The following is a 14,320-nucleotide window of genomic DNA, read 5'->3' on the forward strand; positions in this document are numbered from 1 at the left end:
CCGGGCGCACGCAGGGCGCATCCTGAGGGCTTATGCGCCGGTGGGAGGCGCTACGGCGCACAACCGGCCACCCCGGAAAACCACTCGTTCCGGTGAGGCCGGCGGCGCCGCCAACGACGGGGCGGGCGCTGTTACTTCTCGACCTCGGTGGCGAGATTCTGCAGCAGTTCGTCGTAGATCCGGCCGAGGCCCTTGGGCGCGAAGGTCCGCTCGAAGAACCCTCCGACGCCGCCGGCGCCGTCCCACACGGTCGTGACGACGGCCTTGGACTTCCCCTCACCCGCCGGGGTGACGATCCAGGTGGTGACCATCGACGAGTTGCGGTCCTTCTCGACCAGCTGCCCGTCGGTGGGCTCGGTGACCTCCAGCAGGCAGTCGCGGACCCGCTTGCTCGTGGCCTGGAGCTTCCAGTGGACCAGGGTGCCTTCGCCGTCTCCGCCCTCGCGCACCTCGTACTCGCTGAAGTGCCCGGTCAGTACCTTGCCCCGGACCTCCTTGTAGTCGGCCAGCGCATCGAACACCGTCTCTGCGTCCGCCGCGATGATCCGCTCTGTCGTGGCCTCGACCTGCGCCATGCCTGCTCCTCCAGCACTCGGTTGTTCGGGGTCCCGCTGAGCCAACCACCTCGGGTACGGCCGCTCAAAATCGGGGCCGACGCTCCGCAGCGCACGATCAAGGGAACATATGTTCTATTCTCTGCGGAGTGCTACCAAGGAGGCGTTCATGCGCTGGGACAATCTGGCAGAGAACACCACAAAGCCGGGAAACGGCGCGCTCTTCGCCGCGGACGCGGTGACGACACGTACCTTCGACACCCCGGAATTCAGGGGCATCACCTTCCATGAGATCCGGGCCCGCTCGATCGTGAACCGGGTGCCGGGGGCCTCCCGTATGCCGTTCGAATGGACCGTGAACCCTTACCGGGGGTGCACCCACGCCTGCGTGTACTGCTTCGCCCGCAGGACCCACAGCTATCTGGACCTGGACACCGGCCTCGGTTTCGACTCCCAGATCGTCGTCAAGGTAAACGCCGCCGAGCTGCTGAGCCGCCATCTGGGCTCCCGGCAGTGGCAGGGCCAGCACATCGCGATGGGCACGAACGTCGACTGCTACCAGCGGGCCGAAGGCCGCTACCGGCTGATGCCCGGCATCATCACCGCCCTGCGCGACCACGCGAACCCCTTCTCCATCCTCACGAAGGGCACGCTGATCCTGCGTGACCTCGACCTGTTGCGGCAGGCGGCCGAGGTCACGGAGGTCGGCGTCTCCGTCTCTGTCGGGTTCACCGACCCCGAGCTGTGGCGCACGGTCGAGCCGGGCACCCCATCGCCCGAGCGCCGCCTCGACGTGGTACGGGCCATGACGGACAACGGGATCGGCTGCGGTGTGCTGATGGCCCCGGTCATCCCCTTCCTGGGTGACCACCCCGACCAGCTGCGCGCCACGGTCCGCGCCATCGCCGCCGCCGGGGCGACCTCGGTCACACCGCTCGTGCTGCATCTGCGGCCCGGTGCGCGCGAGTGGTTCATGCAGTGGCTCGGACAGCACCATCCGCATCTGGTGCGGCGGTACGAGCGGATGTACGCGGACGGAGCGTACGCGCCGACCTGGTACCAGCGGGGCATCACCCGCCGCGTGCACGAGCTGGCGGCCGAGTACGGCATCGGCCCGGCGGACCGGGGCGGCGCCCGCCGCATCGCCCGCGCCGCGCCGGACTCCCCCGAGCCCCCCGCGGATGACCACGCGTCAGGACCCACACAGCTGACCCTGCTCTGACCGCACCGTCTCCCGGCCCGAACGGGTCAACTCTCGACGCCATCTGTCCTTCCGTGCCCGGTTACGGGAAACATGCGGCGGGGGCTGTGCCACCCACAGCCGCATCGCCCCACCACGGGAGGCCATATGACGAAACGTGCAGGAATTCTGGTCGCCGTCGGTGCCACGGTCGCGGGTCTGGTGACCGCATCGCCGTCCACCGCGTCCACGCCGTCCACCGCGTCCGCCCTCGCGCAGGTCAGGTGGACCGACTGCGCGACGAAGTCGTATCCGACCATGCAGTGCTCAACCGTCCGTGCGCCGCTCGACCATGACAACCCGTCGGGCAGGCAGGTCACCCTGGCCCTGTCCCGGATCCCGCACACCGCGAAGACCTCGCAGGGCCCCCTGCTGGTCAACCCCGGCGGCCCCGGCGGCAGCGGACTCTCCATGGCCGGCTTCGTGGCGTCCTCGCTGCCGGAGAAGCTCGCCGCGCAGTACGACGTGATCGGCTTCGACCCGCGCGGTGTCGGCAGGAGCAAGCCCGCCCTGGACTGTGTACCGAAGTACTTCGACCCCGTACGCCCCGACAGCGTGCCGGACTCCTACGCGGCGGAGAAGGCCGCGCGCGACCGGGCCGCGTCCTTCGCCGCCGCGTGCGGCGAGAAGCACGGCGACCTGCTGCCGTACATGGACACCGTCAGTGCCGCGAAGGACCTCGACATCATCCGCCGGGCCCTCGCCGCGCCGCGGATCAACTACTTCGGTTACTCCTACGGCACCTACCTGGGCGCGGTCTACGCCAAGCTGTTCCCCGAGCACGTACGCCGCCTGGTACTGGACTCGGTCGTCGACCCGGACGGCGTCTGGTACGAGGACAACCTCAGCCAGGACCACGCGTTCGACGCCCGTCACAAGGCCTTCGCCGCCTGGGTCGCGAAGAACGACACCGCGTACAAGCTCGGCAAGGACCCGGCCGCGGTCGAGGCCGCGTGGTACCGGATGCGGGCCGCGGTGAAGAAGCACCCCGCGGCGGACAAGGTCGGACCGGCCGAGCTGGAGGACACCTTCATGCCTGGCGGCTACTACAACGGCTACTGGCCCCGCCTGGCCGAGGCGTTCTCGGCGTACGTGAACGACAAGGACCAGGAAGCGCTCGCCACCGCGTACGAGGACCTCGCGGCCGTGGACAGCAGCGGCGACAACGGGTACTCCGTCTACGCCGCCGTGCAGTGCCGCGACGCGGCCTGGCCCAGGACCTGGAGCACCTGGCGCGACGACACCTGGCAGGCGCACCGCAAGGCGCCCTTCATGTCATGGAACAACACCTGGTACAACGCCCCCTGCGCCACCTGGCCGGTGGAGCCGCTCGAACCCGTACAGGTCGACAACGACAGGATCCCGCCCGCCCTGGTCTTCCAGGCCACGGACGACGCGGCCACACCCTACGAGGGCGGCGTCACCATGAGCCGCCGTCTCAAGGGCTCCGGCTTCGTCGTCGAGCAGGGCGGCGGCAACCACGGCATCACCCTGAGCGGCAACGACTGCCTGGACGCCCACCTGGTGGACTACCTCACCGACGGCACCCTCCCGACCGGCGGCGGCAACGGCGGCGCGGACGCGGTCTGCGACGCACAACCGGAACCGAAGCCCACCACCACGACGAAGGCAGCCACGAACACGAAGGGCAGGACGCTGCACGGCCTGCTGGGCTTCCACAGCTGATAAACGCTGATAAACACCGCGCCCCACCCCGGGGGCGTACGCCAGGATGGACAGCGTGACCCCACGCCCCACCCCCGCGTACGCCCCCGGCCTGCGTATCCGCGCCATGACTCCCGACGACTGCGCCGCCGTGGCGGAGATCCGCGTACGCGGCTGGCAGCGCGCCTACGCCGGGCTGATCCCGCAGGCGTATCTGGACGCGATGGACATCACCCGGGATGCCGAACACCGGCGCGCGCACCTGACGGCAAACGCCGCCCCGGCGAACCTGGTGGCCGAGGCCCCGGACACCACGGTGACCGGCTGGGCCTGTTACGGCGCGTCCCGCGACGAGGACGCACCGCCCGACACCGCGGAGCTGTACGCGCTCTACGTACATCCGGACCGGCGATCGAGATCGCCCGCAACAGGGACGGCTCCGTGGCCGTGTTCCCCGCGCTGCCCGTCTGAGGGCTCTCGAGAAAATAACTCCGCGAGTTAGTGCTCGGGGCGTGGTGTCGGGGTGCGGCCGGCGATGGCGTGGAGTTGCCAGCGGAGGTCGCTGTGAGCGGGCCGGCGGGAATGACGTGGTCGAGAGCGGCGAGGGCAGGGTCGGCATCCGGGAGAGTGATGCCGACCCGGTGCTGATCACGGGCTGGCCAGCCTGGGTGAACTCTCCGGCCTGGTCGATGATGTAGCGGAACTGGGCATCGCGGTCGGGGTGCCGGGCCCTTGGGGTGTGCGCGAGGTGCCTTGCAAGGAGAAACCCTCCGCCTTGGGCAGGGGCAACCACCGTGTCGTGCCCGATGCGGTGCCCCTGGAGCGATAGCTCCCTGGCCGGCGTCCCAGCACCAGGTCTGCCCGTCTCTTCCGACCTCGCAGGGCATGGCGGGCAATCGTATGATGCTCGAACTGATGGCCAGTCAATCGGGGGATGTGGCGTCGTGGGTTACACGATTCCTGAGGGTGTCGACACGATGCTCGATGTGGTCGGCGTGGGCTGGCCGAACGTCGACGAGGACGCGTACCGCGATATGGCGGATGCGCTGCGGGAGTTCGGGGACGACGCTGATGACGACGCGTACGCGGCGTATCAGCACATCCAGAAGCTGCTGGCGAGCGGGCAGAGCGAGTCGCTGACCGCGCTGGACGGCCACTGGTCGAAGGTGCAGGGCAAGCACAAGGACCTGGCGAAGGCGGCGCGGCTCGTCGCCGGTGCGCTGGACCGAGTCGCGGACATCATCGTGGCCCGGAAGATAGCCGCCGTGGCTGAACTGGCCGACCTGGTCGCGACGGTGGGAATCACCCTGGCATTTGCACCACTGACGGCTGGTCTTTCAACTCTCCTGGCCGGAGGGAAAATCGTAGCGACCCGTATTGCCTTCAAGCGAATCCTGAGGGAGATGGCCGAGGCGGCGGTCGAGGAGATCGTCGCGACGCTCACCGAGCCGGCGGTCGCGGCGATCGAGAACATCGTGGCGGACCTGGCGGTCCAGACGGCGCTGAACGTCGCGGGTGTGCAGGACGGTTACAACACCGGGCAGACGGCGCAGGCGGGCAAGGATGCGCTGCAGATCAACTCGGTAGGCGGGTCCGGCGGCCCGGGGCCGGGTGGCGGCCCGGTGATCGACCACGATGCGCACAGCAAGGCCGGAATGCACCTGGCCGGCGTGCAGATCACGATGCGCGAGAAGACGGGCGGCAAGCTCGGCAAGGCCAAGGGGCACCATGGCAGGGCCAAGGGCAAGGACTCCCTGACCGCCGTACTCGACACCACGATCGAAGGGGTGGTGGACAAGCTCGGTAAGGCGCTGAGCGACATGGGCGACCACGTGGGCAAGACGGTGCCCGAGCGCATTGCCAAGAGTTCCAAGACGCACAAGGACACCGACCACGACATCCGTGACGGCCTGAACAAGATCACTTCGGGCGACGGCAAGGACGACGACGGTCGCCGCGGCGCCGTGCGAGATCAGCCGACCCGTAGGAGCGGCGGGACACGCCTCAAACCGGCTTCCCTCGACGGCGCCAGGGACAACACCCGCCGTCACGCCATCTCCCTGGAGAAGAAGACCTGCAAGAACGATCCGGTCGATGTCGCCACCGGCGAGATGGCACTGCCCCAGACCGATCTCGTGCTCCCTGGCACCCTGCCCCTCGTTCTGCGCCGTACCCATCTGTCCGACTACCGCTGGGGCAGCTGGTTCGGACGCAGCTGGGCTTCCACTCTGGACGAACGCATCGAGCTGGACCCCAGGGGGCAGGGCGCGGTCTGGGCGCGCGAGGACGGGTCGTTGCTCGTCTATCCGCGGCTGCCGGTCCCGGATGACGTGGAGGGAGTGCTGCCGATCGAGGGGCCTCGTCTGCCCCTGACCCATGTCGGGCGGGACGACGCGTCCGCGACGACCTACTGCATAACAGATGAGCCGGCAGGGGCTACGCGCTACTTCACGGGCAGCCCTTACAAGGAGTCGACCGCGTACTGGCTGAGCGAGGTCGAGGACCGCAATCACAACGGCATCACGTTCGTCCGGCGCAGTGACGGAGCTCCGGTCCGGGTCATACATGACGGCGGCTACCAGGTTGCGTTGCGCGTCGAGGACGACCGGGTGACCGAACTGTCGCTGCGGATGCCCGAAGGGCCCGTCACCGTACGGCATTACGGCTACGACAGTGAGGGCAACCTCGACGCGGTCATCAACTCCTCCGGCCTGCCCGTGCGGTTCACCTACGACTCGGACGCCCGCATCACCTCCTGGACGGACCGCAACGAGTCCACGTTCCGGTACGTCTACGACGCCGTCGGCCGGGTTGTCAGGACGATCGGCCCGGACGGCATGCTCTCCTCCACGTTCGCCTACGAGACGCCTCCCGAAGCGCCTGGGGGGACGACCCGGTACACGGACTCGACCGGCGCCACCAGCGTCTTCGACTGCGATGACCGGCTCCAGGTCGTGGCTGCGACCGACCCGCTCGGTGCCACGCAGAGGAGCGAGTACGACGAGTCCGGCCGGCTCCTGACCCACACGGACGCCAACGGGGAGACGTCCCGGCAGAGCTACGACGATGACGGCCGGCCGGTCGAACTGGTGAGGACGGACGGTCACCGTACGACCGTCACCTACGACGGCCGCGGACTCCTGGCCTCCCTGACCGAACCTGACGGAGCGAGGTGGCTGCACAGCTACGACGAGAGGGGTAACCGCACCGCTCTCACGGATCCGAGCGGGGCCACCACGCACTACACGGTGGACCCCCGGGGCGCCGTGACCGCCGTGACCAATGCTCTGGGCGAGCGGGTAGAAATCACTCGGAACAGAGCCGGACTCCCCCTGAGTATCGCCGACGCGTCCGGGACCGTGCGTCGTTACACCTACGATCCCTTCGGCCGCCCGATGATCGTCGCCGGCCGTGAGGAGACTATCGCAACCCGGCTGGAGTGGTCGGTTGACGGTTGGCTCATACGCCGGACCGACCCCGACGGAAGCTCCGAGCAGTGGGAGTTCGACGGTGAGGGCAACTGCACCGTGTATACCGATCCGCTGGGAGCGACAGCGCGTACCGAATACACGCACTTCGATCTGCCGACCGCCCGGATCACACCTGGCGACGCGCGCCACACCTTCACGTACGACACCGAACGACGACTGATCGAGGTCACCGATCCGCAGTCCCTCTCCTGGACATATGACTACGACGCGGCTGGGCAGTTGATCAGCGAGACCGATTTCGATGGTCGTACCACGACCTATGCCTACGACGACGTCGGCCGTCTCACGCGGCGGACCAATGCCGCCGGCCAGGCCGTTGCCTACCGCTACTCCGCCGCCGGGCAGCTGACCGGCAAAAGTGTCGACGGGCGCGAAATCCACTTCGACAACGACGCGTGCGGGCGTCTGGTCCATGCTGTCGGTCCCGATGCCACGCTGGCCTACCGCTATGACGCCGTGGGCCGCATTGTCGAGGAGACCGTGGACGGCAGGACGCTCTCCACCGAATGCGACGCGGTGGGCCGCCGTACGCACCGTACGACTCCGCTGGGTATCGCGACCACGTATGCGTACGACCCGACAGGAAACTTCGAGACAGTGACGGCATCCGGCCGCACTCTCTCTTTCGAGCACGACATGGCCGGCCGCGAGATCCGCCGTACGCTGGATGACCGCCTCGCCCTGACCTACAGCTGGGACCAGGCTGGTCGGCTCTCCGCGCAGAACGTCACCTCCAACCGGTCCCCGCAACCCGCGATCGACCGCACATACGCGTACCGGAGGGACGGTCACCTGACGGGCGTGACCGATCTCCACGCGGGCCACCGTGCCTTCACCCTCGACGGGGCCGGCCGTGTCACAGCCGTCGAGGCCGAGAACTGGACGGAGCGGTACGCCTACGACGCATCCGGTAACCAGACGCACGCCTCGTGGCCTGACAAGCACCCCGGGAGCGAGGGCCGGGGAGCTCGCAGGTACACCGGAAGCAACCTGGTGAGTGCCGGCGGTATCCGTTACGAACACGATGCCCAAGGGCGCGTGGTGGTGCGCCGGAAGAGCCGCTTGTCGCGTAAGCCCGACACCTGGCTGTACACCTGGGATGCCGAAGACCATCTCACGTCCGTCACCACCCCCGACGGCACTCGGTGGTGCTATCTCTACGACCCTTTGGGCCGCCGCATCGCCAAGCAGCGCCTCGACGCGGACGGAACTGTGGCCGAGGAGACCAGCTTTACCTGGGACGGAACCACCCTCACCGAACAGACGACCTCCGCCGCCGGCTCCTCTGAGGTCATCACGCTCACCTGGGACCACGACGGTCAGGCACCCCTCGCCCAGACAGAAACCAAATCCCTGGCCGCGGCGCCGCAGGAAACCATCGACCAGCGGTTCTTCGCGATCGTCACCGACCAGGTGGGCACCCCGACCGAGCTGGTCGACGAACACGGCACCGTGGCCTGGCGAACCAGGGCCACCCTGTGGGGCACCACCACCTGGAACCGGGACGCGGACGCCTATACGCCTTTGCGCTTTCCCGGCCAGTACTACGACCCGGAAACGGAACTCCACCACAACTACTTCCGCCACTACGACCCGCAGACCGCTCGCTACCTCAGCCTTGACCCGCTCGGACTCGACGCCGCGCCGAACCCCCACACCTACGTCGACAACCCGCACACCCTCACAGATCCCCTGGGTCTCGCGCCGTGCGACGAGAGCGACGTCAGCTGGGGTGGCCGCGTACGCTACGGACGCCCCGGGCCGGGCGGACGGGCAAGCACCATGCGCGCCACGATTGAGGGGGATATGACAGGCGGGCAGACCAACCCGAGCGCGAAGGTAGCGGGCTACGAGAAGTACAAGAAGCTGAACAAGACCCATCTGCTCGGCGCACAGATCGGTGGCTCGAACAAGGATTCGCGAAACTTCGTCACGATGCACCGCTTCGCCAACTCCCCAGTCATGCGAAGAGTCGAGGAACAGGTCAGGGCGGCCGTCGACAAGCGAGGGGAAACCATCGAGTACTCCGTCACGCCCGTCTACCGGACCAACGACCCCACCGACGTCGTGCCGATCGGGCTGACCATCGAGGCCCGGGGCGACAAGGGTTTCAGCTTCACGCCCTACGAAGGCGGCAGCAACACCAACATCGTCACTATCCTGAACGTCCCCAAACGCGTCTGACCCGGTACAGAAAGAGACGATCATGCACCCCGCCGTGGAACGCCTCACCGAACTCGTCGCGCCTTCCGGTCCACGCCGCTCTAGGGACTGGCCGGCCGTCGAGCGGGCACTCGGCAATGCGCTGCCGACCGACTACCGGCAGCTTGTCGAGACGTACGGGGGAGGCGTCTTCGACGAGACGATCTGGCTCCTGGATCCTGCCTGCCCGGACGACGACTACGAGCTGCTCGCGCAAGCAACCGAAAGGGTCGAGACCCTCGAGAAGCTGTGGGAGGTCGAGCCCAGGCCTGCTCAGCTCCAGGACTCCGGTACGAAGGTACTGCCCTGGGCCTACATCGAGGGCACCGGGGCAATGCTGTATTGGCTGGTGAAGCCGGGACAGGGGCCGGACGAATGGACGGTCATGTTCAACGAGGGCCGTGGGCCGTTGTGGGAACACCACGACGCTCAGTGCGCGTCCTTCCTTCTGGCCGTTCTCACAGGGCGAGCGGAGACTGACTACTTCCCGGCACTCCCTGTTGATCAACATCAGTTCGATTCCAACGACGAGATCCTCGATTAGCCGCGCCGGCGATCCGCCCACGCGCAGTGAGCGCAGCTTGGCTGCACCCAGCGCCCGCAGCTACGGCGCTCCTTTCTCCTGGCGCCGCTGGTGGCCGCCGGGCGGTGATGAGTCGCCGTTCCGGCTGCGGTCTCCTCGCTGGAGGGTAGGGCGCGGGTGCGCCCTCACCCCGCCCCCAGCCGGCTGAGCGCCTCCGCCGCCGCGTCGCCCAGCCGGGGGTGCGGCAGGGCGGCCTCCAGGACCGGGCGGGCGCTGGTGTCGCCCAGGCCCCCCAGGCCCTCCACGCAGGCCAGCGCCACGCGCCAGTGTGGTTCCTCGCTGGGGGGCAGCAGCCGGTGCAGGGTGTTGATCAGGGTGGGTACCGATTCGGGGGCGCGCAGCGCGGTCAGCAGCCGGACCGGGTGCAGGGCGTAGGCCGTGCGCAGGGTGTTGGTGGCCAGCGCTGCGGCGGCCCGGGGGGTTCTGGGGTCACCGAGGAGCAGCAGGGCGTGTGCGGCCGAGACGCAGCGTTCGGGGTCGCGGTGGTTCAGGAGGAGGACCAGCGCCTCGAAGGCACGGCGGTCGCCCCGGCAGCCGAGGCGGAACGCCGCGATCTCGCGGGCCCACAAGGGGCGTTCGCCTTCCACGAGGACCCCGGCCAGTTCCTCGTCGTCCTCCGTGACGAGCAGCCGGCGGAAGACCTCCGGTTCACCGGCCTCGTGCCCGAGCCGGTCTGTCAGTGAGCGGAACTCCTCGTCCATGACGCTGAGTTTAGGGTGATGAACGCACTGTGGTTGACGAACTGTGTGCCAGTGCACAGGCAGCCAGGGCTGGCGCGCTCGTTACTCGCCGGTTAAGCTCAGGTGAGCGGGACACACTCCCCGCCGGCTCCGGTGGCCTGGTGACGCAGCCACCCGGAGTGCTTGTCGGTTCGGCAGTTCGTGCGACGTGGCTCCGGGACAGAGCCCGTCACCTTTCCCCCCGGTGTGCCCTGAGCGGCCGGGACCGTGCACCACGACACGCGTTTGCTCCGCACGCCGAGCGCCGGCCGGTTCCGGCCCCGCGCGCCGCCGTGCTCCTCACAGTCGTCACTCACCCTGGAGTCCCGTGATGGACACCCCGCTCACCACCATCGCCGTCGTCGGCCTCGGCACGATGGGCACCGGCATCGCCGAGGTCCTGGCCCGTGCGGGCCGCGAGGTCATCGGCATCGACGTCAGCGAAGCCGCCGCCCGGCAGGCCGTCGCCTCCCTGGAGGCCTCCACCACGCGCTCCGTGCGCCGTGAGCGGATCACGGAGCAGGAGCGGAGCGACATCCTCGCCCGTTTCCGTACGTTCTCCGATCTGCGGGCCGCCGCGGAGGCCGAGCTGGTCATCGAGGTCGTGCCCGAGACCTACGAGATCAAGCAGCAGGTCTTCCGGGAGCTGGACGCGGTGGTCTCCCCCACCGCGATCCTGGCGACGGGCACGAACGCCCTGTCCGTGACCCGGCTGGCCGCGGAGTCGCAGCGCCCCGAGCGCGTCCTCGGCCTGCACTTCTTCAATCCGGCGCCCGCCATGAAGCTCGTCGAGGTGGTCTCCTCCGTACTGACCGCCCCGCCCGCCGTGGAGACCGTCACCCGGCTCGCCCATGAGCTGGGCAAGGAGCCGGTCGCGGTCGGCGACCGCCCCGGGTTCGTCGCGGACGGTCTGCTGTTCGGCTACCTCAACCAGGCCGCCGCGATGTACGAGGCGAACTACGCCTCCCGTGAGGACATCGACGCCGCCATGAAGCTGGGCTGCGGACTGCCGATGGGCCCCCTGGCGCTGCTCGACCTGATCGGTATCGACACGGCCCGCACGGTCCTGGAGGCTATGTACACGGCGTCCCACGACCGGCTGCACGCACCGGCGCCGGTCCTCGGGCAGCTCAGCGAGGCCGGCCTGACCGGCCGCAAGGCCGGCCGTGGCTTCTACACGTACGACGCCCCCGGCGGCCAGACGGTGGTCCCGGACGCCCTCACGCCGGCCGAGAGCGCGGGCGCTGTCACCGGGCGCACGGTGTCGTCGGTCGGGGTGGCCGGGTCCGGAACCATGGCCTCGGGCATCGCTGAGGTCTTCGCGAAGGCCGGGTACGCCGTGGTGCTCGCCGCGCGCAGCCAGGAGAAGGCGGACACGGCCAAGGCGCGGATCGCCAAGTCGCTGGGGCGTTCGGTCGCCAAGGGGCGGCTGACGGAGGAGGCCCGGGACGAGACGCTCGCCCTGATCACACCGGCCGGCTCGCTGGACTCGTTCGCCGACGTCGATCTCGCGGTCGAGGCGGTCGCCGAGGACCTGGAGATCAAGCGGGAGCTGTTCCAGACCCTGGACAAGGTCTGCAAGCCGGGTGCGGTGCTCGCGACCACCACCTCCTCACTGCCGGTCGTGGCGGTCGCCCGGGTGACCTCGCGCCCCGAGGACGTCATCGGGATGCACTTCTTCAACCCGGCGCCCGCGATGAAGCTGGTCGAGGTGGTCCGCACGGTGCTGACCTCCGACGAGGTCCACGCCACGGTCCGTGAGGTCTGCGTGAAGGTGCGCAAGCACCCGGTCGACTGCGGTGACCGGGCCGGCTTCATCGTGAACGCGCTGCTGTTCCCCTACCTCAACAACGCGATCAAGATGGTCGAGGAGCACTACGCGACGCTCGATGACATCGACGCGGCGATGAAGCTGGGCGGCGGCTACCCCATGGGGCCCTTCGAGCTCCTGGACGTCGTCGGCCTGGATGTGTCCCTCGCCATCGAGAAGGTTCTGCACGGCGAGTTCCGCGACCCGGGCCTCGCCCCGGCGCCGCTGCTGGAGCATCTGGTGGCCGCCGGCTGCCTCGGCAGGAAGACGGGGCGCGGCTTCCGCGAATATGCCCGCCGCTGAGCGCGGGACCGCGTGGGGTGAGTGGGGCGGGTTGCTGGGGCCGTCGGGCGACCCGCCCCCACAGGCGCGCCCGGCTGCACCGATGGGTTACGTTCACCTCATGTCCCAACCCGCCAAGTCCCCTCGTACCTCCGCCTCGACGGACGCCCCGGAGAGTGCCGCGGGCACCAGGGCCGCCGCGCAGCGGCTCAAAATGCGCCGCGAACTGGCCGCCGCGGCCATGGAGCTGTTCGCCACCAAGGGGTACGAGGCGACGACGGTCGACGAGATCGCGGGGGCCGCCGGGGTCGCCCGGCGCACCTTCTTCCGCCACTTCCGCTCCAAGGAGGAGGCCATCTTCCCGGACCACGACGACACCCTCGTCAGGGCCGAGGCCGTCCTCAACGCCGCCCCCGCGCACGAGCATCCGCTCGACACGGTGTGCCGCGGCATCAAGGAGGTCATGAAGATGTACGCGGCGAAGCCCGCGGTGTCCGTGGCGCGCTACCAGCTCACCCGCGAGGTACCCACGCTCCGGGAGGCCGAGATCGCGTCGGTGGCGCGCTACGAGCGGCTGTTCACACGCTATCTGCTGGGCCATTTCGATGAGCGCGACCACCAGGTGGGCAATGACGACCCACTGCTCGCCGAGGTCGCCGCATCCGCCGTGGTGACGGCGCACAACCATGTGCTGCGGCGGTGGCTGCGCGCGGACGGCCAGGGTGATGTGGAGTCGCAGCTCGACCACGCGTTCGCGATCGTGCGGAAGACCTTCGGCACGGGGATCGGAGCGGGGCGGACCCTGGGGGCCGAGCCCGGGAACGCCCCCGCGGCTTCGGTGTCGAGTGAGGGTGAGGTGCTGGTCGCCGTGGCCCGCACCGACGCGCCGCTCGACGAGGTCATGCGCACGATCCAGCAGGCGCTCAAGGAGCACTGAGCGCGGCTCCGGCGGGGCTCAGCCCTCGGCTGGCTGCACGGCGGCGGTTCCCGCGTACCAGGGCGGTGGGGCGACACCGTCGCTCCAGGCGGTGAGCTCGTCGAGGCCGACACAGACGATGCCGCACTGTCCGGCGTATTCGAGAGCGGGCCCGGTGAATTCGCCGGTGCTGACGACGACGGCCGCCTCGGCCTCGTGCACCGCGTAGCAGGTGCCGCCGAAGCGCTGGAGGTCCTGCGAGCCGACCTTGTTGTCGCTGGTGTACCTCTTGCACTGCACGACCAGGCGACGACCGTCCGGGGTGGTGGCCACCACGTCCGCGCCCAGGTCACCGGTGCCTCCGACGACTTCGGCGTCCAGGCAGCCGTCCCGCCGGCAGAGACCGGCCACGGCTTCCTCGAAGTCGTACGGGTCCATGGCCCTGTAGTCGGGGTGGCCGGGGTGGCCGGGCTGCGTCAGCGGCTCGGGGTCCGGGGCGGCTTCGGGGACCGACGACTCCTCCAGGGCGGCGTCCACGACCTCGTACGCGGTCCCGACGGCTGCCTCGGCGGCCCTGGCCGCCGTCTTGCGGCCACGGCGCATGCGCAGGAGCGCCACAGTCACGGCCACCAGCACGACGGCGGAGACCACGGCGGCCACCGGATGCCGCTCGGCGCTCCTCAGGGCCGTGCGCGCCGCGAGTCCGGCGCCGCAGACCAGGAGCGCGAGGAACGCGAAGCCGAACGCCGTCCGCCGGATGTCGAATCCGGGCCCGCGGCCCTTCCGGACACTTCTGCGCGTCTGTATGCCCATCGCGTACCCACCCCTTGCCCGTCGCGGCCACATCAAGATCACCTC

10 protein-coding genes and 1 pseudogene are annotated in these 14,320 nt (G+C 69.3%); 7 read left to right on the forward strand and 4 right to left on the reverse strand.

The window, feature by feature from the left end; all coding sequences use genetic code 11:
- Window positions 1-131: 131 nt before the first annotated feature.
- Window positions 132-575, reverse strand: coding sequence for an SRPBCC family protein (locus AB0C75_RS15020; protein WP_362890738.1), 444 nt, complete (start codon window positions 573-575; stop codon window positions 132-134).
- A 148-nt stretch (window positions 576-723) separates the two neighbouring features.
- Between AB0C75_RS15020 and AB0C75_RS15025 the strand changes: the two genes are divergently transcribed.
- From AB0C75_RS15025 to AB0C75_RS15035, 3 genes are all read left to right on the forward strand, one after another.
- The gene (locus AB0C75_RS15025; protein ID WP_362890740.1) at window positions 724-1,776 is read left to right on the forward strand and encodes an Rv2578c family radical SAM protein; all 1,053 of its coding nucleotides are present in this window, start codon (window positions 724-726) and stop codon (window positions 1,774-1,776) included.
- A 126-nt stretch (window positions 1,777-1,902) separates the two neighbouring features.
- On the forward strand, window positions 1,903-3,480 hold the full coding sequence (locus tag AB0C75_RS15030) for an alpha/beta hydrolase (protein WP_362890742.1): 1,578 nt from the start codon (window positions 1,903-1,905) through the stop codon (window positions 3,478-3,480).
- A gap of 55 nt (window positions 3,481-3,535) precedes the next feature.
- Complete coding sequence (locus tag AB0C75_RS15035; RefSeq protein WP_362890744.1) at window positions 3,536-3,961, forward strand: hypothetical protein; 426 nt, start codon at window positions 3,536-3,538, stop codon at window positions 3,959-3,961.
- A gap of 150 nt (window positions 3,962-4,111) precedes the next feature.
- On the opposite strand, the pseudogene AB0C75_RS15040 reads toward AB0C75_RS15035, so the two are convergent.
- A pseudogene (locus AB0C75_RS15040) lies at window positions 4,112-4,387 on the reverse strand (hypothetical protein); the annotation flags it as partial.
- A gap of 16 nt (window positions 4,388-4,403) precedes the next feature.
- On the opposite strand from AB0C75_RS15040, the gene AB0C75_RS15045 reads away from it, so the two are divergent.
- Window positions 4,404-9,134, forward strand: coding sequence for a DUF6531 domain-containing protein (locus AB0C75_RS15045; protein ID WP_362890746.1), 4,731 nt, complete (start codon window positions 4,404-4,406; stop codon window positions 9,132-9,134).
- 22 nt (window positions 9,135-9,156) lie between these two features.
- Window positions 9,157-9,696 (forward strand): SMI1/KNR4 family protein, encoded by a 540-nt coding sequence (locus AB0C75_RS15050; RefSeq protein ID WP_362890748.1) that lies wholly within the window; start codon window positions 9,157-9,159, stop codon window positions 9,694-9,696.
- A 164-nt stretch (window positions 9,697-9,860) separates the two neighbouring features.
- Here AB0C75_RS15050 and AB0C75_RS15055 read toward each other — a convergent pair whose 3' ends face one another.
- Entirely contained in the window at window positions 9,861-10,436 is a 576-nt protein-coding gene (locus tag AB0C75_RS15055) for an adenylosuccinate lyase (protein WP_362890750.1), read from the reverse strand.
- Between the two features lie 349 nt (window positions 10,437-10,785).
- On the opposite strand from AB0C75_RS15055, the gene AB0C75_RS15060 reads away from it, so the two are divergent.
- Both AB0C75_RS15060 and AB0C75_RS15065 read left to right on the forward strand, forming a co-directional pair.
- Complete coding sequence (locus AB0C75_RS15060; protein WP_362890752.1) at window positions 10,786-12,567, forward strand: 3-hydroxybutyryl-CoA dehydrogenase; 1,782 nt, start codon at window positions 10,786-10,788, stop codon at window positions 12,565-12,567.
- Between the two features lie 100 nt (window positions 12,568-12,667).
- Window positions 12,668-13,483 (forward strand): TetR family transcriptional regulator, encoded by an 816-nt coding sequence (locus AB0C75_RS15065; RefSeq protein WP_362890754.1) that lies wholly within the window; start codon window positions 12,668-12,670, stop codon window positions 13,481-13,483.
- A gap of 18 nt (window positions 13,484-13,501) precedes the next feature.
- On the opposite strand, the gene AB0C75_RS15070 is transcribed toward AB0C75_RS15065, so the two are convergent.
- Window positions 13,502-14,275, reverse strand: a complete 774-nt coding sequence (locus tag AB0C75_RS15070) for a restriction endonuclease (RefSeq protein WP_362890756.1) — start codon at window positions 14,273-14,275, stop codon at window positions 13,502-13,504.
- Window positions 14,276-14,320: the final 45 nt, after the last annotated feature.

The organism is Streptomyces sp. NPDC048565 (genome assembly GCF_040650935.1).
In the GTDB taxonomy this organism is placed as follows: domain Bacteria; phylum Actinomycetota; class Actinomycetes; order Streptomycetales; family Streptomycetaceae; genus Streptomyces.

Bases quoted from the DNA above. Each gene is read 5' to 3' on its own strand.
- AB0C75_RS15070 (WP_362890756.1), bottom strand. From the start codon at position 14,275: ATGGGCATACAGACGCGCAGAAGTGTCCGGAAGGGCCGCGGGCCCGGA.
- AB0C75_RS15020 (WP_362890738.1), bottom strand. From the start codon at position 575: ATGGCGCAGGTCGAGGCCACGACAGAGCGGATCATCGCGGCGGACGCA.
- AB0C75_RS15065 (WP_362890754.1), top strand. From the start codon at position 12,668: ATGTCCCAACCCGCCAAGTCCCCTCGTACCTCCGCCTCGACGGACGCC.
- AB0C75_RS15055 (WP_362890750.1), bottom strand. From the start codon at position 10,436: ATGGACGAGGAGTTCCGCTCACTGACAGACCGGCTCGGGCACGAGGCC.
- AB0C75_RS15025 (WP_362890740.1), top strand. From the start codon at position 724: ATGCGCTGGGACAATCTGGCAGAGAACACCACAAAGCCGGGAAACGGC.
- AB0C75_RS15030 (WP_362890742.1), top strand. From the start codon at position 1,903: ATGACGAAACGTGCAGGAATTCTGGTCGCCGTCGGTGCCACGGTCGCG.
- AB0C75_RS15050 (WP_362890748.1), top strand. From the start codon at position 9,157: ATGCACCCCGCCGTGGAACGCCTCACCGAACTCGTCGCGCCTTCCGGT.
- AB0C75_RS15060 (WP_362890752.1), top strand. From the start codon at position 10,786: ATGGACACCCCGCTCACCACCATCGCCGTCGTCGGCCTCGGCACGATG.